The 21,192-nt window shown below is 68.3% G+C and carries 21 protein-coding genes and 1 tRNA gene; 18 read left to right on the forward strand and 4 right to left on the reverse strand.

The genetic code is table 11. The annotated features are described in order from the left end of the window. Window positions 1-11: 11 nt before the first annotated feature. Entirely contained in the window at window positions 12-599 is a 588-nt protein-coding gene (locus BEP68_RS10240) for a DUF937 domain-containing protein (protein ID WP_056276759.1), read from the reverse strand. Window positions 600-736: 137 nt separating this feature from the next. Between BEP68_RS10240 and hpt the strand changes: the two genes are divergently transcribed. From hpt to BEP68_RS10290, 10 genes are all read left to right on the forward strand, one after another. Beyond that, the gene (gene hpt / locus BEP68_RS10245) at window positions 737-1,288 is read left to right on the forward strand and encodes a hypoxanthine phosphoribosyltransferase (protein ID WP_053098725.1); all 552 of its coding nucleotides are present in this window, start codon (window positions 737-739) and stop codon (window positions 1,286-1,288) included. Between the two features lie 81 nt (window positions 1,289-1,369). Then, entirely contained in the window at window positions 1,370-3,370 is a 2,001-nt protein-coding gene (gene ftsH / locus BEP68_RS10250; RefSeq protein ID WP_056276765.1) for an ATP-dependent zinc metalloprotease FtsH, read from the forward strand. Between the two features lie 3 nt (window positions 3,371-3,373). Further along, on the forward strand, window positions 3,374-3,973 hold the full coding sequence (folE, locus tag BEP68_RS10255; protein ID WP_053098727.1) for a GTP cyclohydrolase I: 600 nt from the start codon (window positions 3,374-3,376) through the stop codon (window positions 3,971-3,973). After that, entirely contained in the window at window positions 3,970-4,770 is an 801-nt protein-coding gene (folP, locus tag BEP68_RS10260; protein WP_187249914.1) for a dihydropteroate synthase, read from the forward strand. Before folE ends, folP begins: the two co-directional genes overlap by 4 nt. A gap of 3 nt (window positions 4,771-4,773) precedes the next feature. After that, window positions 4,774-5,166, forward strand: a complete 393-nt coding sequence (gene folB, locus BEP68_RS10265; protein ID WP_056276771.1) for a dihydroneopterin aldolase — start codon at window positions 4,774-4,776, stop codon at window positions 5,164-5,166. Next, complete coding sequence (gene folK, locus BEP68_RS10270; RefSeq protein ID WP_053098730.1) at window positions 5,163-5,702, forward strand: 2-amino-4-hydroxy-6-hydroxymethyldihydropteridine diphosphokinase; 540 nt, start codon at window positions 5,163-5,165, stop codon at window positions 5,700-5,702. The genes folB and folK overlap by 4 nt, the downstream gene beginning before the upstream one ends. After that, a complete protein-coding gene (locus BEP68_RS10275) occupies window positions 5,699-6,196 on the forward strand; it encodes a DUF3180 domain-containing protein (RefSeq protein ID WP_053098731.1) in 498 nt (165 codons plus the stop codon). The genes folK and BEP68_RS10275 overlap by 4 nt, the downstream gene beginning before the upstream one ends. Continuing rightward, window positions 6,132-6,728 carry a PH domain-containing protein gene (locus BEP68_RS10280; RefSeq protein WP_187249915.1) on the forward strand — a complete coding sequence of 199 codons (597 nt, stop codon included), beginning with the start codon at window positions 6,132-6,134 and terminating at the stop codon, window positions 6,726-6,728. The genes BEP68_RS10275 and BEP68_RS10280 overlap by 65 nt, the downstream gene beginning before the upstream one ends. Next, the gene (locus BEP68_RS10285; protein WP_187249916.1) at window positions 6,725-8,650 is read left to right on the forward strand and encodes a PH domain-containing protein; all 1,926 of its coding nucleotides are present in this window, start codon (window positions 6,725-6,727) and stop codon (window positions 8,648-8,650) included. The genes BEP68_RS10280 and BEP68_RS10285 overlap by 4 nt, the downstream gene beginning before the upstream one ends. After that, the gene (locus BEP68_RS10290; protein WP_187249917.1) at window positions 8,643-9,347 is read left to right on the forward strand and encodes a DUF2520 domain-containing protein; all 705 of its coding nucleotides are present in this window, start codon (window positions 8,643-8,645) and stop codon (window positions 9,345-9,347) included. Before BEP68_RS10285 ends, BEP68_RS10290 begins: the two co-directional genes overlap by 8 nt. 2 nt (window positions 9,348-9,349) lie before the next feature. Here the strand turns inward: BEP68_RS10290 and BEP68_RS10295 are convergent, their stop codons facing one another. Further along, window positions 9,350-11,191 carry a DUF2207 domain-containing protein gene (locus BEP68_RS10295; protein ID WP_187249918.1) on the reverse strand — a complete coding sequence of 614 codons (1,842 nt, stop codon included), beginning with the start codon at window positions 11,189-11,191 and terminating at the stop codon, window positions 9,350-9,352. Window positions 11,192-11,271: 80 nt separating this feature from the next. Between BEP68_RS10295 and lysS the strand changes: the two genes are divergently transcribed. Then, on the forward strand, window positions 11,272-12,798 hold the full coding sequence (gene lysS / locus BEP68_RS10300; RefSeq protein ID WP_053098735.1) for a lysine--tRNA ligase: 1,527 nt from the start codon (window positions 11,272-11,274) through the stop codon (window positions 12,796-12,798). Here lysS and BEP68_RS10305 read toward each other — a convergent pair. After that, on the reverse strand, window positions 12,791-13,909 hold the full coding sequence (locus BEP68_RS10305) for a DUF4192 family protein (protein ID WP_187249919.1): 1,119 nt from the start codon (window positions 13,907-13,909) through the stop codon (window positions 12,791-12,793). The two genes, lysS and BEP68_RS10305, sit on opposite strands and share 8 nt — an antisense overlap. A gap of 120 nt (window positions 13,910-14,029) precedes the next feature. On the opposite strand from BEP68_RS10305, the gene BEP68_RS10310 reads away from it, so the two are divergent. From BEP68_RS10310 to BEP68_RS10320, 3 genes are all read left to right on the forward strand, one after another. After that, window positions 14,030-14,203 (forward strand): hypothetical protein, encoded by a 174-nt coding sequence (locus BEP68_RS10310; protein ID WP_171821981.1) that lies wholly within the window; start codon window positions 14,030-14,032, stop codon window positions 14,201-14,203. Window positions 14,204-14,303: 100 nt separating this feature from the next. Further along, window positions 14,304-15,764 (forward strand): cardiolipin synthase, encoded by a 1,461-nt coding sequence (gene cls / locus BEP68_RS10315; protein WP_053098737.1) that lies wholly within the window; start codon window positions 14,304-14,306, stop codon window positions 15,762-15,764. Between the two features lie 52 nt (window positions 15,765-15,816). Beyond that, the gene (locus BEP68_RS10320) at window positions 15,817-16,557 is read left to right on the forward strand and encodes a hypothetical protein (RefSeq protein WP_187249920.1); all 741 of its coding nucleotides are present in this window, start codon (window positions 15,817-15,819) and stop codon (window positions 16,555-16,557) included. Window positions 16,558-16,585: 28 nt separating this feature from the next. Here BEP68_RS10320 and BEP68_RS10325 read toward each other — a convergent pair whose 3' ends face one another. Beyond that, complete coding sequence (locus BEP68_RS10325) at window positions 16,586-17,584, reverse strand: diacylglycerol/lipid kinase family protein (protein ID WP_072590707.1); 999 nt, start codon at window positions 17,582-17,584, stop codon at window positions 16,586-16,588. A 74-nt stretch (window positions 17,585-17,658) separates the two neighbouring features. Here BEP68_RS10325 and serS point away from each other — a divergent pair, with 74 nt between their 5' ends. The 4 genes from serS (at window position 17,659) to BEP68_RS10345 (ending at window position 21,191) form a co-directional block, all read left to right on the forward strand. Next, the gene (gene serS / locus BEP68_RS10330) at window positions 17,659-18,942 is read left to right on the forward strand and encodes a serine--tRNA ligase (protein ID WP_053098740.1); all 1,284 of its coding nucleotides are present in this window, start codon (window positions 17,659-17,661) and stop codon (window positions 18,940-18,942) included. Next, window positions 18,939-19,760, forward strand: a complete 822-nt coding sequence (locus tag BEP68_RS10335) for an HAD family hydrolase (protein ID WP_053098741.1) — start codon at window positions 18,939-18,941, stop codon at window positions 19,758-19,760. Before serS ends, BEP68_RS10335 begins: the two co-directional genes overlap by 4 nt. A gap of 42 nt (window positions 19,761-19,802) precedes the next feature. Continuing rightward, window positions 19,803-19,887: transfer RNA gene (locus tag BEP68_RS10340), tRNA-Ser, on the forward strand. 50 nt (window positions 19,888-19,937) lie between these two features. Beyond that, window positions 19,938-21,191, forward strand: a complete 1,254-nt coding sequence (locus BEP68_RS10345) for an LCP family protein (RefSeq protein ID WP_053098742.1) — start codon at window positions 19,938-19,940, stop codon at window positions 21,189-21,191. The last annotated feature ends 1 nt before the right edge of the window (window position 21,192 follow it).

The following is a 21,192-nucleotide window of genomic DNA, read 5'->3' on the forward strand; positions in this document are numbered from 1 at the left end:
GCTGGCGGGGGCTACTTCTTTCCGCCCAGCAGGCCGCCGAGGATGTCTCCGATTCCGCCGCCGCCCGACGAGCTTCCGCCGCCGAGGATGCCGCCGAGGATGTCTCCGATTCCGCCGCCGCCCGTGGAGCCGCCGCCGAGGATGCCGCCGATGACGTCACCGATTCCGCCGCCGCCCGACTGCGACTCTGCAGGCGCGGACTTCGCGGACTTGTCCTTGGTGGCGTTGGCGATCAGGCCCATCACGATCGGAGCGAGGATCGGAAGGAGCTTGCCGAAGTCGATGCCGGCGGTCTCCTTCGATTCGGTGAGCTTCTGGGTGACCTTCTGCTCGTCGTCGCCGAGGATGTGCGAGACGATCTTGCCGCCGTCGGTCTGATCGATGTCGTCGACCTTCGCCGCACCGGTCCGTCCCTCGTGGCGCTTGAGCGCGTTCTCGATCGCGGAGGAGCCCTCAGCGGTCGAGGCGTTCTTGGCGAGGCCGCCGAGCAGCACCGCTCCGCCCTGTTCGACCGCCTCCTTGGCGACGTCGGGGGAGACTCCGAGCTTCGCGGCGATGTCGTCGATCGGGACCTGCTTCAGGATGTCGTCGAGAGCCATGGGTGAATCCTTCCGTCCGGGGCGTCCGCCCGTCACACCGTCAGAGTAGTGGGGATGCCGGCGCGCATCCGGAATTCTGGTCGACGATCTGCGGATGCTGTGCAGAACCATGGTGATGCGTCGCCTAAAATCGATCCATGCGCGCCGCGGAGATCCAGGACGACCTTGCTCAGATCCTCGTCACAGAGGAGGAGATCATCGCGAAGCTCGATGAGCTCGCGGCCCAGGTGGCGATCGATTACGAGGGCAAGGAGATCATCCTCGTCGGCGTGCTCAAGGGCGCGGTCATGGTCATGGCCGACTTCGCCCGCGCACTTCCGTTCCACGCTCCGATGGACTGGATGGCCGTCTCGAGCTACGGTGCGAGCACCAAGTCGAGTGGTGTCGTGCAGATTCGCAAGGACCTCGACACCGACCTGAACGGCAAGCACGTGCTGATCGTCGAGGACATCATCGACTCGGGTCTGACCCTCAGCTGGCTGCTCGAGAACTTCGAGTCGCGCGGCGCGGAGTCCATCGAGGTGCTCGCCCTCCTCCGCAAGCCCGAGGCCGCGAAGGTGGTCATCGACTGCAAGTACGTCGGCTTCGACATCCCGACCGACTTCGTGGTCGGCTACGGCCTCGACTACGACGAGCGCTACCGCAATCTGCGCGATGTGGCCGTGCTGGCCCCGCACGTCTACAGCTGAGCGGACGCTCCGGCGCACCCGCTACGCCGTGGGTGAACGCACAGCGGCCACCTAGGGCGCGCGCGATACGCTGATCCGACCATGGATGTCAAGAAGCTCACGCGGAACCCGCTGATCTACGTCGCTCTGATCGGACTGCTGCTGTTCGGCGGCTTCCTGCTGATCTCGAACCTCGGCGCCCCCAAGCAGATCACGACCCAGGAGGGTCTCGAGCTGCTCGGCGGCAAGACGGTGACCGAGGTCGTCAACACCGACGGCGACCAGCGGGTCGACATGACCCTGTCCAAGGCCTTCGAGGGCGCGGACAAGGTGCAGTTCTACTACGTCGACGCCCGGGCCGAAGAAGTGGTCACGGCGATCAACGACGCCGACCCGAAGGACGGCTTCAACGATGCCGTTCCGCGTGCGACCTGGTTCGACGGCATCCTCTCCCTTCTTCTTCCTCTCGTGCTGCTCGGCCTGCTGTTCTGGTGGCTCCTGTCGTCGATGCAGGGCGGCGGCGGCAAGGTCATGCAGTTCGGCAAGTCCAAGGCCAAGCTCGTCAACAAGGAGACCCCGACCGTCACCTTCGCCGACGTCGCCGGTGCGGATGAGGCGATCGAGGAGCTCCACGAGATCAAGGAGTTCCTGCAGGACCCGGCCAAGTTCCAGGCCATCGGCGCCCGCATCCCGAAGGGCGTGCTGCTGTACGGCCCTCCCGGAACCGGAAAGACGCTGCTCGCCCGCGCGGTCGCCGGCGAGGCGGGAGCCCCGTTCTACTCGATCTCGGGTTCCGACTTCGTCGAGATGTTCGTCGGTGTCGGCGCATCGCGAGTGCGCGACCTGTTCAACGTGGCGAAGGAGAACTCTCCCGCCATCATCTTCATCGATGAGATCGACGCCGTCGGTCGTCACCGCGGTGCCGGCATGGGCGGCGGAAACGACGAGCGCGAGCAGACGCTCAACCAGATGCTCGTCGAGATGGACGGCTTCGACCCGAACGCGAACGTCATCGTGATCGCCGCGACGAACCGTCCCGACATCCTCGACCCCGCGCTGCTGCGTCCGGGCCGCTTCGACCGCCAGATCGGCGTCGACGCCCCTGACCTCCGCGGCCGCCAGAAGATCCTCGAGGTGCACAGCAAGGGCAAGCCGCTGTCGAAGAGCGTCGACCTCGAGGTCGTCGCCCGCAAGACTCCCGGATTCACGGGTGCCGATCTCGCGAACGTCCTCAATGAGGCCGCGCTGCTGACCGCCCGCTCGAATGCGCAGCTGGTCGACAACCGCGCGCTCGACGAGGCCATCGACCGTGTGATCGCCGGCCCTCAGCGTCGCACCCGCGTGATGAAGGACAAGGAGAAGCTCATCACCGCGTATCACGAGGGCGGTCACGCTCTCGCAGCTGCGGCGATGAACTACACCGACCCTGTGACGAAGATCACGATCCTGCCTCGCGGCAAGGCCCTCGGCTACACGATGGTGCTGCCGCTCGACGACAAGTACTCCGTCACGCGCAACGAGCTGCAGGATCAGCTCACGTACGCGATGGGTGGCCGCGTCGCCGAGGAGATCATCTTCCACGACCCGACCACCGGTGCCTCGAACGACATCGAGAAGGCGACCTCGATCGCCCGCAAGATGGTCATCGAGTACGGCATGACCACCCAGGTGGGTCCGGTCAAGCTCGGTTCCGAGGGTGGCGACATGTTCGTCGCGCGCGACATGGGCCGTGGCCGCGAGTACTCCGAGAAGGTCGCGGAGCGGGTGGATGCCGAGGTGCGCGCACTCATCGAGCAGGCGCACAACGAGGCGTACGAGGTCATCAGCGCCAACCGCGACATCCTCGACAGGCTCGCTCTGGCCCTCCTCGAGGAGGAGACGCTGGACCACAACCAGATCGCCGAGATCTTCACCGAGGTGAAGAAGCTCCCCGAACGTCCGCTGTGGCTCTCGAGCGAAGACCGCCCCGTCTCGGAGCGTCCCCCGATCGAGGTCCCGAAGAAGGACGTCTCGCTGGCTGCTTCGATCCAGGCGCCGGCGTCGGCTCCGCGCACACAGCCAGGATCGGCGGGAGCCGGTCAGGCTCGACCAGCGACGGCCTGACCCGTGTCTGTCGACCGCGCGCGTGTCGAGCGACTCACCAGGGAACTGCTCGAGGCGATCGGCGAAGACCCTGACCGTCCCGGGCTGAAGCAGACGCCGACGCGGATGGGCGATCTGTATGCGGAGTTCTTCGCCGGGGTCGGCGAAGACCCCGCAGCGCCTCTCGCGCACACGATCAGCGTCGCCCGGGGTCCCGCACCCGACACGCTCCCCTCGGGTGCCGTGCTGCTGCGGGACATCCGATTCCGGTCGGTGTGCGAGCACCACCTGCTGCCGTTCGCGGGGCGCGCGCACATCGCCTACCTTCCGGGCGAGCAGGTGGTCGGGCTGGGCGCGCTCGTGCGCGTCGTCGAGATCCTCGCCACCCGCCCCCAGGTGCAGGAACGACTCGGCGAGCAGATCGCCGACACCATCGCGGAGCACCTCGACACCCGCGGAGTGCTCGTCGTGCTGGATGCCAGCCACGGCTGTGTGACGATGCGCGGAGGACGGCAGCCGGAGGCATCCACGCTGACGATCGCCGCCCGCGGCGAGTACACGGACCCGATCGCGAGGGCTGAGCTCATCGCGCTGATCGGCGCCCCGAGCGCGGGGCACGCATGACGGGGATCTGGGGGATCGTCAACGTCACGCCCGACTCGTTCAGCGACGGCGGTCGGTATCTCGACGTGGATCGGGCCGTCGAACACGGCCTGCGGCTGCGGACCGAGGGAGCAACCGTGCTCGACGTCGGCGGCGAGTCGACGAGGCCGGGAGCCGAGCGCGTGGGGGCGGAGATCGAGCAGGAGCGCGTGCTCCCCGTGATCGAGCGACTCGTCGCTGAGGGCGCGCCTGTGAGCATCGACACCATCAACGCGTCGACTGCGGCGGCGGCCGTCCGAGCGGGCGCTCGGATCGTCAACGACGTCTCCGGCGGGCTCGCCGACCCCGACATGCTGGCTGCCGTCGCCGAGTCCGGCGCGGACTATGCGATCGGCCACTGGCGTGGTTTCTCCGCTGACATGTACGCGCACGCCGAGTATCGTCGTGCCGCCCGCGAGGTCGCGGGAGAGCTGCGCGAGCGCATGGGCGAGGCCGCGGCTGCGGGAATCGCGCCGTCGCGCCTGATCGTCGACCCGGGGATCGGATTCTCGAAGAAGGGCGGCCAGAACTGGGGCGTCCTCCGCGGCCTCGACGAGATCGTCGCGCTGGGGCCACGCGTGCTCGTGGGCACCTCCCGGAAGAGGTTCCTCGCGGAGACCATCGGCGCCGACCCTGCGGCGGTGTCCGAGGCGCGTCGCGACCTCGCGACAGCGGTCACGAGCGCCCTCGCCGCCCGCGCCGGAGTCTGGGCCGTCAGAGTCCACGATGTCGGTGCCACCCGCGATGCTCTGGCCATCGTGCATGCCTGGGAGGGATGAACCATGGATGTCCTCGACGAGATCGTCCTCACCGGACTGACCGTGTTCGGTCGGCACGGCGTGTACGACCACGAGCGGGAGAACGGTCAGGAGTTCACGATCGATCTGCGCCTTCGGATGCCGCTGGACGATGCGGCGTCATCGGACGACGTGGCCGACACGGTGCACTACGGAGAGCTCGCCGAGAGAGTCGCAGAGGTCGTCGCGGGCGAGCCGGTGAACCTCATCGAGACGCTCGCCGATCGCATCGCGGCTGTCGCGCTCGCCGACGCCCGGGTGCACTCCGTCACCGTCACGGTGCACAAGCCGCATGCTCCGATCGCCCTGACCTTCTCGGACGTCGCCGTCACCGTGCACCGGGCGCGACAGCAGTTCGCCGAGGAGGAGTCGCGATGAGTCGCAATCTGGCGAACCCGCCGAGTCTCCCCGGCCCGCGACCCGGGCGCGAGGATGCCGTCGCGGTCGTCGCCTTCGGCGCGAATCTCGGTGATCGCGAAGGCACGATCCGCGCCGCCGCCGAGCGCATCTCGCGACTGCCGCTGGTCAGAGACGTGCGGTTGTCCTCGTTGATCGAGACGGTCGCGCTGCGGCTCGACGGGCCGGATCCCGACGCCCCGGGGTATGTGAACGCGGTCGCCCTGGTCACCACCCGCCTCGCTCCGTCGATCCTGCTCGGCATGCTGCACGCGATCGAAGACGAGTACGGCCGCGAGCGCCTGGAGAGATGGGGCGATCGGACACTCGACCTCGACCTGATCGCCTACGGTGACGAGTCGGCGGAGGGTGACGGACTGCAGCTGCCGCATCCCCGTGCGTTCGAGAGGTTGTTCGTCCTCGAGCCGTGGCTCGAACTCGATCGCGACGCAGTGCTTCCCGGTGCGGGCCGCGTCGCCGACCTCGTCGCGGATCTGCGACGCCGGGAGCAGCGATGAAGCGCACCTCGATCGGACTGCTCGTGCTCCTCGCCGTGCTCGCCGCCGGCGGGGGTTTCGTCCTCGACCACATGCTGACGGCGATGGGCCGCACGACCTTCACGCCGTCGTTGCTGCTGCCCGTGCTGCTCCTGCTCATCGGCGCAGCCTCGCTGGGCGTCGCCTGGCCCGTCCGCGCGAGTGTCCGCAACGGCGTCCGCATCGATCCGTTCCGTGCGACGCGCGCGGTGACGCTGGCCCGCGCGTCCAGTCTCGTCGGGGCGATCATGGCGGGGTTCGGAGCGGGCCTCTTGGCGTTCCTCCTCTCCCGGCCGATCGATCCCCCGGTAGGGTCGACTGTGGCGATGCTGGCACTGATCGGAAGCGCGGTCGTGCTGGCCGTCGCCGCGCTCATCGCCGAACAGTTCTGCATACTTCCGAAGGATCCTGATGACTCAGAACCCAGAGATCGAGCCGGGGATCCCGGCCCCGCTGAACTCGGCGGAGGTCACTGACCGCGCGGCCCTCGACCAGGGCACGTACCCGCAGCTGCGCACCGCGCGCAGCGAGGCGAGACTCGAGCTCGACGGGACCTGGCATCAGATCTCCCCTCGCTACGTGGTCTCGCAGAACGTGCAGAACCTGATCTTCATCGCCGTCGTCCTCGCGGTCGCGGCGGTTCTCGCGCTCGTGCTGCATCAGACCTGGGCGTGGATCCCGGCGGGTGTCGTCGTGCTCATCACGCTGATCACCATGGTCATCCTGCCGAGGCAGGCGAGGGCCATCGGATACATGCTCCGCGAAGACGACATCGTCTTCCGCAAGGGCATCCTCTGGCAGCGCATGATCGCCGTGCCCTACGGACGCATGCAGCTCGTCGACATCACCCAGGGGCCGCTGGACCGCGCGTTCGGCATCTCCCAGCTGAAGATGGTCACCGCCGCTGCGACGACCGGAGTGCAGATCCCCGGTCTCACCCAGACGGCGGCGGAAGCGCTGCGGGACACCCTGATCGAGGTCGCCGAGAGTCGCCGGACGGGCCTGTGAGCGAGCACCAGCCGCCGGCACCGACGGGAGAGCGGCCCAGCGCGGCCACCGGGCGCGAGACCCTCGCCGACGGCGAGTGGCATCGGATGCATCCGCTCACCCCGCTCTTCAAGGGCGGGCTGGCCCTCATCATCATCGCGGGCATCGCGATCGCCAACCTTCGCGACCGTCTGATCGCCTGGTTCGTCGACCTCTTCACCCCCGAAGAGGCGCAGTACGACTACAGCGGCGGCGACCCCGTCGACTGGGTGCTGCAGAACAACCTCATCGTCATCGTGCTGCTCAGCGTGCTCGGACTGGTCGTCGTCCTCGTGCTCATCTTCTGGTTCATCTGGCGCTTCCAGCAGTTCCGGATCACGGGGGACCACGTCGAGGTCCGCAAGGGCATCGTCTTCCGCTCGCACCGTCGCGCTCCGCTCGACCGGGTGCAGGGCGTCAACCTCACCCGTCCGTTCCCCGCGCGCATCATCGGACTCGCGAAGCTCGAGGTCGTCGGTGCCGGCACCGATTCCAACGTCGAGCTCGAGTACCTCGCGACTCCGCGCGCAGAGGCGGTGCGCACCGACATCCTGCGCCTCGCCTCGGGTGCGCGCGCAGCCAGACTCACAGCTGCGGACGCCGCGGCCGGCGTGCGCTCCTCTGACGCCGCAGGCTCGGGGACGGTCGCGCCCGGTTCGGCACGGGCACAGCTCGTCGGATCGATGAACGCCGGCGTCAACGATCTGATCAGCGGCGTCGACCTCGCCGACGTCGAGCCCGAGAGTGTGGTGAAGATCCCGACGGGGCGTCTCGTCGGCTCCCAGCTCATCTCGAGCGTCCTCTGGCTCATCTTCTTCGGGATCATCTTCGGCGTCGCGGTCGGCGGCGTCGCGATCGGCTCGCTGATCGACGGAGACCCCATCGGCGGGTTCCTCGGTCTCGGGATCACGCTGGGCATCGCGATCCCCATGATCATCGCGATCGTCGGAATCACCTGGGCGCAGATCTCGAAGTCGCTGCGCTACTCGATCGCTCCGACGCCCGACGGCGTGCGGATCACCTACGGTCTGCTGACGACCGTGACCGAGACGCTGCCGCCTGGACGCATCTTCGCCGTGGAGGTCACGCAGTCGCTGCTGTGGCGGCCGTTCGGCTGGTGGACCATCAGGATCAACCGCATGAGCGGCAAGAGCGCCGCTCAGCAGTCGTCGGGTTCGGCGCAGCAGTTCAGCGTCGTGCTGCCGGTCGGCAAGCGCGCCGATGTCGAACGCGTGCTCGCGCTGATCCTTCCCGATGCTCCGGTCGCCGACATCCCGCTCGTGTGGGAGCACGGCATTCTCGGACCGGTCGAGGGCGACCCGTACCGGACGATGCCTCGGCGCGCATGGTGGCGCAGGCCCGTGTCGTGGAAGCGTCACGGCTTCGCGTTGACCGAGTTCGGACTCCTGCTCCGGCGTGGCATCGTCTGGCGCAAGCTGGCGATCTTCCCGCTCGCCCGGCTGCAGGGAGTGTCGCTCTCGCAGGGGCCGATCGACCGTGCGCAGCGTGTGTCCGGTGCGCAGGTGCACTCCGTGCAGGGGCTCATCACGGGCTATCTGTCGGGTCTCGAACGCGATGACGCGCTGTACCTGCTCGACAGGGTGAGCTCGGCAGCGGTCGCCGCCGCCGCGCGCGATCACACCCACCGGTGGGGCGAATACGTGACGGATGCCGAGGGAGCGCAGGTTCCCGGATACCCGGTCCCCGGGGCGGATGCCGCTGCAGGCGTCTCCGGGGCCCCGCTGCCTCCTCCGGCTCCGCCTGTCGTGCCTCCGGCTCCGCCTGTCGCGCCACCGGCTCCGCCTGTCGTGCCTCCGGCTCCGCCTGTCGCGCCGCCCGCTCCGCCTGTCGCTCCGCCCGTGCCTCCGGCCCCGCCCGCAGCGCCGGCTCCGAACGGTGAGTGATCCGACGCGCCGCGACGGGCGCCTCGGAGTCGGCATCATCGGCGCGGGACGAGTGGGGCCGGTCATCGGCGCGGCTCTCGCCGGAGCAGGACACGCGATCATCGGCATCACGAGCGGCTCTGACTACGACCGTGCGTCAGCGGTGCTGCCGGACGTCCCGATCCTCGATGCGCTGGAGGTCGTGCGTCGCAGCGAGCTGGTCGTGGTGGCCGTTCCTCACGATCAGCTGGCGGGCCTGATCGCGGGCATCGCCGAGGTCGGAGGCTGGCAGCTCGGCCAGCTCGTGCTGCATACGGACCCCGGTCACGGCATCGAGGTGCTGCGACCGGCGGCCTCGAGCGGTGCGATCCCGCTCGCCGTGCATCCGGCGATCGCCTTCACGGGCACATCGATCGATCTGCGTCAGCTGCAGGCGAGCTATGCGGCGGTCACCGCTCCGGCGGCGGTGCTTCCCATCGCGCAGGCTCTGGCAGTCGAGATGGGATGCGAGCCGGTCGTGATCTCGGAGGCCGATCGGGAGGCCTACGCCGACGCGATCCAGACCGTCACCGAGTTCTCACGCTCGATCATCGCGCAGTCCACCTCGCGCCTCGGTGAACTCGGCGTCGAGAACCCGGGGGGATACCTCTCCGCCCTGGTGCAGTCGACGGTCGAACGGGCGCTCCGCGATGCGTCAGGGCCGCCCCCTCTGCTCTGACGTCAGCGACCGCCCGAGAAGCCGCCTCCACCGCCTCCGCCGGAGAAGCCGCCGCCGAACGATCCGCCTGCGCTCGACGACGAGCTCGCACTCGGTGCCGCGTACGTCGCGGACGCGTGCGACGTCGCAGCGAACGCCACGAGCTGACCGCGGACGAAGGGCGCGCTGGGATCCCCGATCCACGACGCGCCTCGTTGCTCGTAGGCGTACACCCGCTCGAGAATGGCGCCCCATTCGTTCTCCATGCCGAACAGCATCGCGTAGGGGAGCAGGCGCTCGTAGACGACGATCACGTTCGCGCTGCCGTCCTGTCGCCTCTCGGCGCCCGTGTACGACTGGAGCATCCGGAGTCGGTCGGCTTCGGCGACGCGGATGAACTCCCTGACGCCCATGAGGTATTCGTACAGTCGGGCGCCTTCGGCGGTGAGGACGGTGTGCTTCGAGAAGCCGTAGAAGGAGGACAGGAGAACGAGGAAGACACCGAACGCGATCGCGACGAACGCAGGAATCGCTGTGACACGTCCGCCGATGATCCCCCAGAGGCCGAGGGCGAAGCCTGCGAGCACGACGCCGATCGCACACCACTGCAGGATCATCGCGCCCCTGCTGCGCGCCTTGGTGGTGAGGCCGCGGGACCCCGCTGCCTCGATGCCGCTCTGCGACAGCGTCTTCATGCGGGCCGCGAAGTCCTCGCTCGAACTCGGAACCTCGGCGACTCCTGCGGCGTCGGCGCCGACGAAGAGCGCATCCAGTGCCTGGGCGTCGAGCTCGTCAGGAATCCTCCCACCCGGAAGGCGTCGCAGCCGTGGCTGCTCGACGTCGGTGCCCTCCTCGATGCGCAGCAGGCCGCGTACCGCGAGGTGGATGATCTCTGCGGGGATCGGGTCTTTGGCGCCGGGCACGATCCCGGCGGCCAGCAGTGGCGGCAGCGAATCCGGCACGTCGTACTGCGCGACGATGATGCCGCTGGATGTGCGTCGCTTCTTCTTGAACGCCGACACGGCGATCCAGCTTCCGACCGAGAGCCCGAGCCCGCCCAGTGCCGCGATCGCGGGAACGGTGTCGGTCACGGGATCGGGCTGCCGAGCCGACGGCTGCACAGCGGTGCCAGGGTCGAATCCGACGGCGACCGTGATCCCCTCGCCGGGGGAGAGCTCTTTCGCCTCGACAGCGAACTGCGCGCCGTCGGGCGACGCGACGAGGTCGCACTCGTTCGTCGATCCCTGGTAGCCGGTGTAGCAGCGGGCGTTTCCGGTCAACCGATCCGTCATCGTCTCGTCGAACACGATCTCCGCACGGAAGTCCTCGACGGGCTGCGTGCTGTCGAGAGGAAGGAGGTCCCAGTAGAACTCGTCGACTCCGGAGTCTGCCGCCAGGATCACGTCGCGCATCTCGTACTCGATCACGTAGGTCGTGAGTCCGCGCACGTAGTCGTCGTCGCCGGTGAGCACCAGCAGCAGCCCGTCCTCCTGCTCGGTCTCGTAGGGCACGTCGGCCCCGGTCTCGTCGGTCACCGACAGCACTCGCACATCGAGCCACGCGTTCTCGTAGCTCGTCGGAAGGCCGCGGACGATCCCCTTGTTCTGATCGACCTCGGGGAATCGAGCCGTGAGGGACTCGGTGACGTGCATGTGCGAGCGGCCGTCGTCGTCGAGACCCACCTCGTACCGTGCATCCCACGATGCGTAGGAGAAGTCGTCCACGTCGGCGCGGATCGCGGTCGAGGCGCCGGCGGCGGGTGCGGGTCCCGCTGCTGCTGCAGCTGCCGGTGTCGTGGGCACGAGCAGTGCAGCGGCGGTGAGACCGATCGTGACGAGCGTGCGGGCGAGTCTGGTGGCTGCCATGCTTCGAGGCTACCCAGACTCGACCGCAGGGTGAGGGGTCGGACCTCGGTAAACTGGACACGACTTTCAAGGAGCCCCGAATGACTGACGCGTCTGCCGCGCCCGAGACGACCACCGCCGCCACCGAAGAAGACGTCCACGAGCAGAAGGCCGTGCGCCTGGCGAAGCGCGAGCGTCTGGTCGCGAACCGCGCGGACGCCGGCGGGGGAGCGTTCCCTGTCAGCGTGCCGGTGACTCACCAGATCCCGGCGCTGCGCGCCGAGTACGGCGAGCTCGAGGCGGGTGCCGAGACGGGCGTCGTCGTCGGAGTCGCAGGTCGTGTGGTGTTCAGTCGCAATACGGGCAAGCTGTGCTTCGCGACGCTGCAGGCCGGCGACGGCTCGCGGATCCAGGCGATGATCTCGCTCGCGAACGTCGGGGAGCAGTCGCTCGCCGATTGGAAGGAGTACGTCGACCTCGGGGATCACGTCTTCGTGCACGGCGAGGTGATCTCCAGCCGTCGCGGCGAGCTGTCGATCATGGCCGACGGGTGGGCGATCGCCTCGAAGGCGATCCTGCCGCTCCCGAATGCGTACTCGGAGCTCAGTGAAGAGGGCCGGGTCCGCAGTCGCTACCTCGACCTGATCGTCCGCGAGCAGGCGCGCACGACTGTCCGCGCTCGTGCGGCGGTGAACGCGAGCCTGCGAGCGACGTTCGGCAGCCACGACTACCTCGAGGTCGAGACCCCGATGCTGCAGGTGCAGCACGGTGGAGCATCCGCTCGCCCGTTCGTCACCCATTCGAACGCATTCGACACGGAGCTCTACCTGCGGATCGCGCCCGAGCTGTACCTGAAGCGTGCCGTGGTCGGTGGCATCGAGCGGGTGTACGAGATCAACCGCAACTTCCGCAACGAGGGCGCAGACTCGACCCACAGCCCCGAGTTCGCGATGCTCGAGGCCTATCAGGCCTATGGCGACTACAACCAGATGGCCGCGCTGACGCAGGAGCTGGTGCAGCAGGCGGCGATCGCGGTCGCCGGTTCGACCACGGTCACCTGGGCGGACGGCACCGAATACGACCTCGGTGGCGAATGGGATCGCATCTCGATGTACGAGTCGCTGTCGGCGGCATCCGGTCGCACGATCACCCCGAGCGATCCGGTCGAGGACCTGATCGCCTTCGCCGAGGCGAACGGCGTGGACCTGCCCGCTCAGGCCACGCACGGCAAGCTCGTCGAAGAGCTGTGGGAGCACTTCGTGAAGGGCGACCTCGTGCGCCCGACCTTCGTCATGGACTTCCCCGTCGACACCTCGCCCCTCGTCCGCGAGCACCGCTCGATCGAGGGCGTCGTGGAGAAGTGGGATCTGTACATCCGCGGGTTCGAGCTGGCGACCGGATACTCCGAGCTCGTCGACCCCGTCATCCAGCGCGAGCGCTTCGTCGAGCAGGCGAAGCTCGCCGCCCGCGGTGATGTCGAGGCGATGCCGGTCGATGAGGAGTTCCTGCGTGCGCTCGAGCACGGCATGCCGCCGTCCGGGGGCATGGGCATGGGCATCGATCGTCTGCTGATGGCGATCACCGGGCTCGGCATCCGCGAGACCATCCTCTTCCCCCTCGTCAAATAGCGGGCGTCGCGCCGCGTCTGAACGCCCACTCCGGCAGCATCGCCGCGTCGATCATCGACGCGAGCAGCGCGGCGAGACCGTACTCGGGATCGATCGCCCGCACGAGATCGAGGTACTGCGCGGCATGGCTCGAGCGGCCGAGTGCCCACGAGAGCCATGCCGCAGCGGTGAGCGGAGCGGGTCTCGCGGCAGGCGGGGCGAGAGCGGCAGCCGTGCGGACGAGTGAGAGGGCGACTGCGAGTCGCTGCGGATCAGGAGTGGGTCCCCGGCCGAGGAAGACATCGCCCAGGTCGTCGGGCACCCTGGTCGTCGCGCCCGCGAAGTCGAGCTGCGCCTGGAGCGTGCGCTCGCCGCCGCGCGCATCGGTCGCCCATTGGGTCAGCGCCACGTCTCGGAAGAGCGGGCGATCGAGGCACCACAGGAGGGCCGCGGTGGCGAACGGCGGCAGATCGTCCGGGGATGCCAGAACGGACTCGAAGAAGGCCGGGATGTCTTCGAGGAGCACGAGCGCCGCGATCGCCTGAGGGTTCTCCGTGCCCGTCGCCCCAGGTGTGCCGCCTCGTTCGAGGAGACCGCCGACGTCACGCAGTGCGCGCCCCACCCGCTCCTTGTCGGCGAAGCCGACCGCAGGAAGAGCAGCACCGGACAGCTGGTCCCCGGAGACATCACCGACGCCCGGCACCTCGGGTGCGAGGCGGTCGAGACTGCGGACCTGCGGATCGCCGTCGAGGTAGCTCGACCACCCCTCGGGGGTCACGCAGAGCGCATCGACGATACGCAGTCCGGCGTCCTCCGCCCGACCCAGCACTTCATCGACCTCGACGGCGAAGGGGAGCACCAGCCCGTCGCGTGTGCGCTGCACGGTGTCATCCGTATAGACCACGAGGGCGACCGCATCCGTCCGCTCGACTCGCGAGACGAGGCCGACCGCGGCATCCGCGTAGTCGGCGAGGTCGTCGTGGCTGCGGGGGAGGTCGAGTCGCATCGCGCCATACGTGCGGGTGCCACGGAACGGCAGCAGGACGAGGCTCTCAGTCGGGGTGAAGCCTGCGAGAGAGGGGACGATGCTGAGGAACTCAGCGGAGCCGGAAGCGCGGAGCAGTGTTGTCATCCGGCGAGTCTCATCGCACGAGCACGCTCGCGGTCGGTCTCCACAGCGCCGATGGCCTATCCCCCTTCTGCGCCCGAGTGTGGAGGAGCAGTGGGGTAGTGAGTCGCGTACCATGGAGCCATGGAGAACTTCTGGCTCGCAGCCGCATGGTCGCTCATCCCGACCATCGGGGTGAGCGTCGTGTTCTTCTTCGTGCTCCGCGGAATCCTGCGGTTCGATCGCACCGAACGCAAGGTGCACGCACGGATCGAAGCCGAGGAGCGGGCCGCACGCGGTCTGCCGCCGCGCTCCTGAGCGGCGTCGGAACCATCGGCTACTGTGTAGCCAGCGCACCGTCATCGGTGCCCACTGAAGCGCCCGGCGTCGAAGTGCCGAGCGGCCGAGAGGACGAGGGATGACGCCCGAGATCTGGGCTTGGTGGACCGCGGCGTTCCTGATCGCCCTCGACCTGACCATCCGCATCACGGCGATCATCATCATCCCGCGCAACCGGCGTCCCACGGCGGCGATGGCCTGGCTGCTCGCGGTCTTCTTCATCCCGTTCGTCGGAGTGTTCCTCTTCCTGCTCATCGGAAACCCACGGCTGCCGCGAGCGCGGCGTCGCAAGCAGGATCAGATCAACGAGTACATCGCCGAGACGAGCGAGCACCTGCACTTCGGCACCCTGCGCCCGAATGCGCCGAGCTGGTTTCCCCCGCTCGTCGAGATGAACCACCGTCTCGGAGCGCTGCCGATCTCCGGCGACAACGGCGCGCATCTGATCGCGGACTATCAGGACTCGCTCGACGCGATGGCCGACGAGATCCGCAAGGCCCAGGACTACGTCCACATCGAGTTCTACATCCTCCAGTCCGATGCGTCGACGGACAACTTCTTCCGCGCGATGGAAGAGGTGGCAGAACGCGGCGTGCATGTCCGCGTGCTGCTGGACCACTGGGCGAACAGGTGGAAGCCGAAGTACCGGAAGACCGTCGCCCGGCTCAATCGGATGGGCGCGAACTGGCACCTGATGCTGCCGGTGCAGCCGCTGAAGGGACGCATGCAGCGGCCCGACCTGCGCAACCACCGCAAGCTCCTCGTGGTCGACGGCAAGGTCGCGTTCCTCGGCTCCCAGAACGTCACGGACTCGACCTACAACCTTCCCAAGAACATCAAGCGGGGTCTGCACTGGGTCGACCTCATGGTCCGCATCGACGGGCCCGTCGTGCTGAGCGTGAACGCCATCTTCCTCAGCGACTGGTACAGCGAGACCGACGAGGTGCTGCAGGAGATCGACATCTCGCACGCCGAGGCGGGCTCGGGCGACCTGGACTGCCAGGTCGTGCCGTCGGGACCGGGGTTCGAGGTCGAGAACAACCTGCGTCTGTTCCTCGGGCTGCTCTACGCGGCCAAAGAGAAGATCATGATCGTCAGCCCGTACTTCGTGCCGGATGAAGCGCTGCTGCTCGCGGTCACCGCAGCGGTCGACCGGGGGGTCGCGGTCGAGCTGTTCGTCTCCGAAGAGGGCGACCAGGCGATGGTGTACCACGCCCAGCGCAGCTACTACGAGGCGCTGCTGAAGGCCGGGGTGCGGATCTGGATGTATCGCAAGCCGTACATCCTGCACACGAAGAGTCTGACCATCGACGACCAGGTCGCCGTGATCGGCTCGAGCAATATGGACATGCGCTCGTTCGGTCTGAACCTCGAGGTGTCGATGCTCGTCCGCGGCGAGGAGTTCGTCCTCGAGATGCGCGCGGTCGAAGACGTCTACCGCTCGCTCAGCCGGGAGCTCACTCTCGAGGAGTGGATGCAGCAGCCGCTCCGGTCGACAGTCCTCGACAACCTCGCCCGTCTCACCTCGGCGCTGCAATAGGGCGCCGATACGGGGGGCGCTTTCGGCAGACCGCGGCCGGTACCCTGTGTGCATGGCTTCCCCGTCGCGTGTCGTCGCCGCTCTCTCGTCCCTGGCCGTTCTGCTGCTGATCGCGGGGTGCACGATCGGCCCCGGGGCCACAGGATCGCAGGCGACCTCGAACCCCTCGAGCGGGCCCGGGCAGAGCACCGACGATTCGGACGACGTCGAAGGCACGCTGCTCGACGACGGCCGCATGTTCGCCGTGGTGACGTGGGGCTCCTCGACGTGCGTTCCCCAGGTCGACGCGGTGACGGCCGAGGGGCAGACGGTATCGGTGACGCTGGTCGAGCCGGAGTCAGAGACGGACGGCGAGAAGGCGTGCACCGCTGACCTGGCCTCCCGCGCGAGCGTCGGCGCACTGCCCGAGGGAGTCGACCCGACGAAGGAGATCACTCTGCAGGTGACGTACGGCGACATGGTCGACGACGTCGAACTCGACGGCGACCCGTCGTTCACCGGCACCCCCGGCTCATCGACGGAGTACGCGCCGAGTGCCGGCTGGTTCGATGACGGCTCGCTGGTGCTGCTCACGTGGGGCTCTTCAGGCTGCCCCCCGGTGGTCGAGAGCCTCGAGGGATCTGGTGCATCGGGCACCGCGACCTTCACGACCGACGACGATCAGGTGTGCACCATGGACATGGCACCGCGCGCGACGATCCTGGAATTCGGCGAGGACGCCGTCGATGATGACGCCTTCACCCTCACGCTCGTCGGCGGGAACCTCGACGGCACGGTCGAGGTGCGCAGCTGACGCTGTAAGAAGTGCGCGCCCCGGTGGATCAGAGCGATGCGACCGGGTGATCGGCGGGGAGCGCCAGCAGAAGAGCCCCGGGATCGACCCGGCACGTGACGCGCACCGCTGTCCCGAACTCGTCGCCGTCGAGCTCGATCGGGGTGGGAGAGGTCACCGCGGCTTCGGCGACGGCTCCGCGGAAGTAGTGCACCGATGCGTCCCGGCCCCGTCGCTCGAGCACGCGACGGCCGGCGCGCGAGCGTCGCAGCACCGAGTTGTCCCACCAGATCTTGCGCCACACGCCGAGCCAGCCCCAGACGCCGGTCGGCTGGATCACGGCGACGTCGAGGACGCCGTCGGTGATGGAGGCGTCGGGGATCAGCGCGATTCCCGCAGGCAGGGTGCCGCAATTGGCGAACAGGATGCTGTGCACCTTCGTCGAGTGCAGGCGGCCGTCGTCGATCTGGAACACGGATCGGAACGGCTCGGCGCTCACGAGCGACCTCGCCGCGCCGTCGACGTACGCGATCCAGCCGACCGACTTCTTGAGGTCGGGGCGCGTGTTGGCGATCATGTCCGCATCCAGCCCGACGCCGGCGAGAACGACGTAGGCGTGCTCCTCGTCTTGCCCGCTCTCTCTCGTCAGACGCGCCCAGCCGATGTCGATCGCGTGGCGGAATTCGCCCAGCGCCGCGCGGATCATCTCGTCGGGGTCGGCCAGCGGGAGTCCGAGATTGCGCGCCAGCAGGTTGCCCGTGCCACTCGGCAGGATCGCGAGCGGCACCCCGGTGTTGGCGATGGCCTCGGAGACAGCGCGTACCGTGCCGTCTCCGCCGGCCACCAGCACGACATCCACGCCGCGTGCGAGGGCCTCGGCCGTCGCACCCTGACCGGGATCCTCGATCGTGGTCGGATAGAAGGCCGGATGCTCCCACCCGGCCTCGTGCGAGAGAGCGCGGACTCGCGCCCGCAGCTGCTTCCCGTCGACCTTGATCGGGTTGTAGACGAGCGCTGCCTGGCGTCGGCCGGTGGCGCTCGTGGTCATGGCGCTACTCTAGCCCGGGCGTCGGCCCGCCCGGACGCGGCGGACGCGCCCGGGCCGCACCATAGACTTGATGGATGATCGACCTCGCACTCCTCCGCGAAAATCCGGAGATCGTCCGCCGCTCTCAGGCCGCCCGTGGCAACGACCAGGGCACCGTCGACACCGCGCTCGAGGCTGACCGATCGCGCCGAGCGGCGCTCGCCGCGTTCGAAGAGCTGCGCGCCGAGCAGAACGCCTTCGGCAAGCTGGTGGCGAAGGCTCCCAAGGAGGAGAAGGCGGCGCTCGTCGCTCAGGTCAAAGACCTCGCCGAGCGCGTCAAGCAGGCGCAGCAGGCCGCGAACGAGGCGGCAGACGCCCTGGCGGTGGCTCTCGCACGCATCGAGAACGTCGTCGTCGACGGCGTCCCCGCGGGCGGCGAGGCGGACTTCGTCGAGCTGCGACGCGTGGGCGAGGTCCCCGCATTCGACTTCGAGCCGCGAGACCACCTCGAGCTCGGCGAGATCCTCGGCGCGATCGACATGGAGCGCGGCGCGAAGGTGTCGGGCGCCCGCTTCTACTTCCTGCGCGGGATCGGAGCGCGGCTCGAGATCGCGCTCATGAACCTCGCCCTCGACAAGGCGCTGCAGAACGACTTCATCCCGCTGATCACGCCCACCCTGGTGCGGCCCGAGATCATGCAGGGCACCGGATTCCTCGGCGAGCACGCCGACGAGGTGTATCACCTGGACAAGGACGACGACCTCTACCTCGTCGGCACCAGCGAGGTCGCACTCGCCGGATACCACAAGGACGAGATCCTCGACCTCGGCAAGGGCGCGCTGCGGTACGCCGGATGGTCGACCTGCTACCGCCGTGAGGCGGGCTCCCATGGCAAGGACACCCGCGGCATCATCCGGGTGCACCAGTTCAACAAGCTCGAGATGTTCGTCTACACGAACCCGGAGGACGCCGAGGCCGAGCACCTGCGCCTCGTCGCGCTGCAGGAGGAGATGCTGACCTCGCTCGGTCTCGCCTACCGCGTGATCGACGTGGCCGCCGGCGACCTGGGCTCCAGCGCCGCACGCAAGTACGACATCGAGGCGTGGGTCCCGACGCAGGGCGCGTTCCGCGAGCTCACATCCACCTCGAACTGCACGACGTATCAGGCGCGCCGTCTCGACATCCGCCACCGACCCGAGGCTCAGGAGGGGCAGACCGCGAAGACGCAGCCGGTCGCCACCCTCAACGGCACCCTCGCGACGACCCGATGGATCGTCGCGCTGCTCGAGACGCACCAGCAGGCCGACGGATCGGTCCGCGTGCCGGAGGTGCTGCGCCCGTACCTCGGCGGGCTCGAGGTTCTGGAGCCGACCGCGTGACAGCTCCCTGGCTCGTCGGGCTCGACGTCGACGGCACGATCATCCTGCAGGACGAGACGATGAGTCCCGGTGTTCCCGAGGCGGTCGCGCGCCTGCGAGACGCCGGCCATGTGGTCACGATCGCCACCGGACGCAGCTGGATGGCGACGCGTCGCTATGTCGAGCAGCTCGAGCTGACCGCCGATTTCGTGGTGTGCTCGAACGGTGCGGTGACCATGCGCCGAGTGGGAGACGACTGGGAGCGGTGGCACATCGAGACGTTCGATCCGTCTCCCGTGCTCGCTCTGCTGCGCGAGCGGCTCCCGGAAGCCCGCTACATGGTCGAGCTCGGGTCAGGGCTGCGGCTCTACACCGAGCACCTGGACGACTGGACGCTCGACGGCGGACGGCAGGTCGGCTTCGAAGAGCTCGTCGCCGAACCGGTGTCCCGTGTCGTCGTCGTCTCTCCCGGGCACGACGAGGAGGACTTCCACCGCCTCGTGGCGGACGCCGGGCTGAATGAGGTCTCCTACGCGATCGGCTGGACGGCCTGGCTCGACATCGCACCGCAGGGAGTGGACAAGGGCACGGCGCTGGAGCGCGTGCGCACCGAGCTCGGCTTCGAGCGCGGGCACGTCTTCGTGGCCGGCGACGGGCGCAACGACATCGGCATGTTCGGCTGGGCGCTGGGTCTCGACGGCCGGGCGGTCGCCATGGGGCAGGCGCCGACAGAGGTGAAGGATGCCGCGGGCGAGGTGACCGGCGATGTCGAGGACGGCGGTCTCGCGATGGCGCTGAACACGCTTCCAGCGGCCGCCCAGGTCAGCGCGGGAGAATAGAACTCGGCTAGACTCACGGCTTGTCGGCAGATTCGTCTGTCGGGAGGGTTGTCCGAGTGGCCGATGGAGCTGGTCTTGAAAACCAGTGGGCAGAGATGTCTCGTGGGTTCGAATCCCACACCCTCCGCATTCCAGGGACGGTGCCTCCGCGCCGTACGCTGAACCGAAAGGCCCCGAGTGAGTCCCACCACGCGACGCCGCCGCACCATCGCGCGCCACGGTCAGCTCCACACGCCGGGCCCCCTCAGCCAACTGCTCAAGTTCATCGCGATCGGTCTCGCCGTCGTCCTGGTGAGCGGCTTCGGCGTCGTCTCCTACATCGTCTACGACCTCTCGAGCACCGTCTCGGCCAACGCTGTCGAACTCGACAGCACCGAGGAGCTGCCGCCCGACATCAGTGAGTACAAGGGCGGATTCAATCTGCTGCTCACCGGTGTCGACACGTGCGAAGAGGCGTACGCGCAGTACTTCGGCGACCGCTGCACGGGCGCGGACTCCGAAGGCACCCTCAACGACGTGAACCTCCTCATGCATGTGTCGGAGGAGCCGCGCCGGATCACCGTCGTCAGCCTTCCGCGCGACATGATGGTCCCGATCCCCGAGTGCGAGGACGCAGAGGGCGAGGTGCACTCCGCGATGAACAAGCAGCAGATCAACGTCGCCTACACCGACGGAGGACTCAACTGCGTCGCGAAGACGGTCTCCGACCTCTCCGGTCAGGACATCCAGTTCGCGGCCTCGGTCACCTTCGGCGGCGTGATCGAGATCACCAACGCGATCGGCGGCGTCGAGGTGTGCCTCGCCTCCCCGATCAAGGACCGGTACACGGGCCTCGACCTCGCAGCCGGAAACCATGTGATCGAGGGCATCACCGCGCTGCAGTTCCTGCGGACCCGACACGGAGTCGGCGACGGAAGCGACCTCGGCCGCATCGGCAACCAGCAGCAGTACATGTCGAGCCTCGCGCGCACGCTCATCAGCGGCGAGACGCTCGGCAACGTGCCGATGATGCTGAAGCTGGCGACGACCGGTCTCGACAACGTCGAGGCGAGCACGTCGCTGGCCGACCCGATGAAGATCGTGCAGATCGCGCTCGCGGTGAAGTCCGTGCCCTTCGAGGACATCGTCTTCCTGCAGTACCCGACCTTCACGGACCCGGACGACCCCAACCGCGTCGTGCCGGACAAGACGTCAGCAGAGGCCATGTGGGACGCGATCAACCAGAACGCTCAGCTGCAGGTCACGCATCAGAACACCGAGAACGACGGCGTCGTCGTCACGGACCCGGGAACGCAGGCACCGGCGGAGCCGGGAGCGGAGGCGGCGACGCCGGACCCCTCGGCCGCACCCGAGAACGTGGTGGCGCTGCCCGACACGATCAAGGGCAACTCGGCCGCACAGCAGACCTGCTCGAACGGGAACGTGCGCTGAC

Origin of the sequence: Microbacterium sp. 4-7, from assembly GCF_014332665.1 — a bacterium.
Lineage (GTDB): Bacteria > Actinomycetota > Actinomycetes > Actinomycetales > Microbacteriaceae > Microbacterium.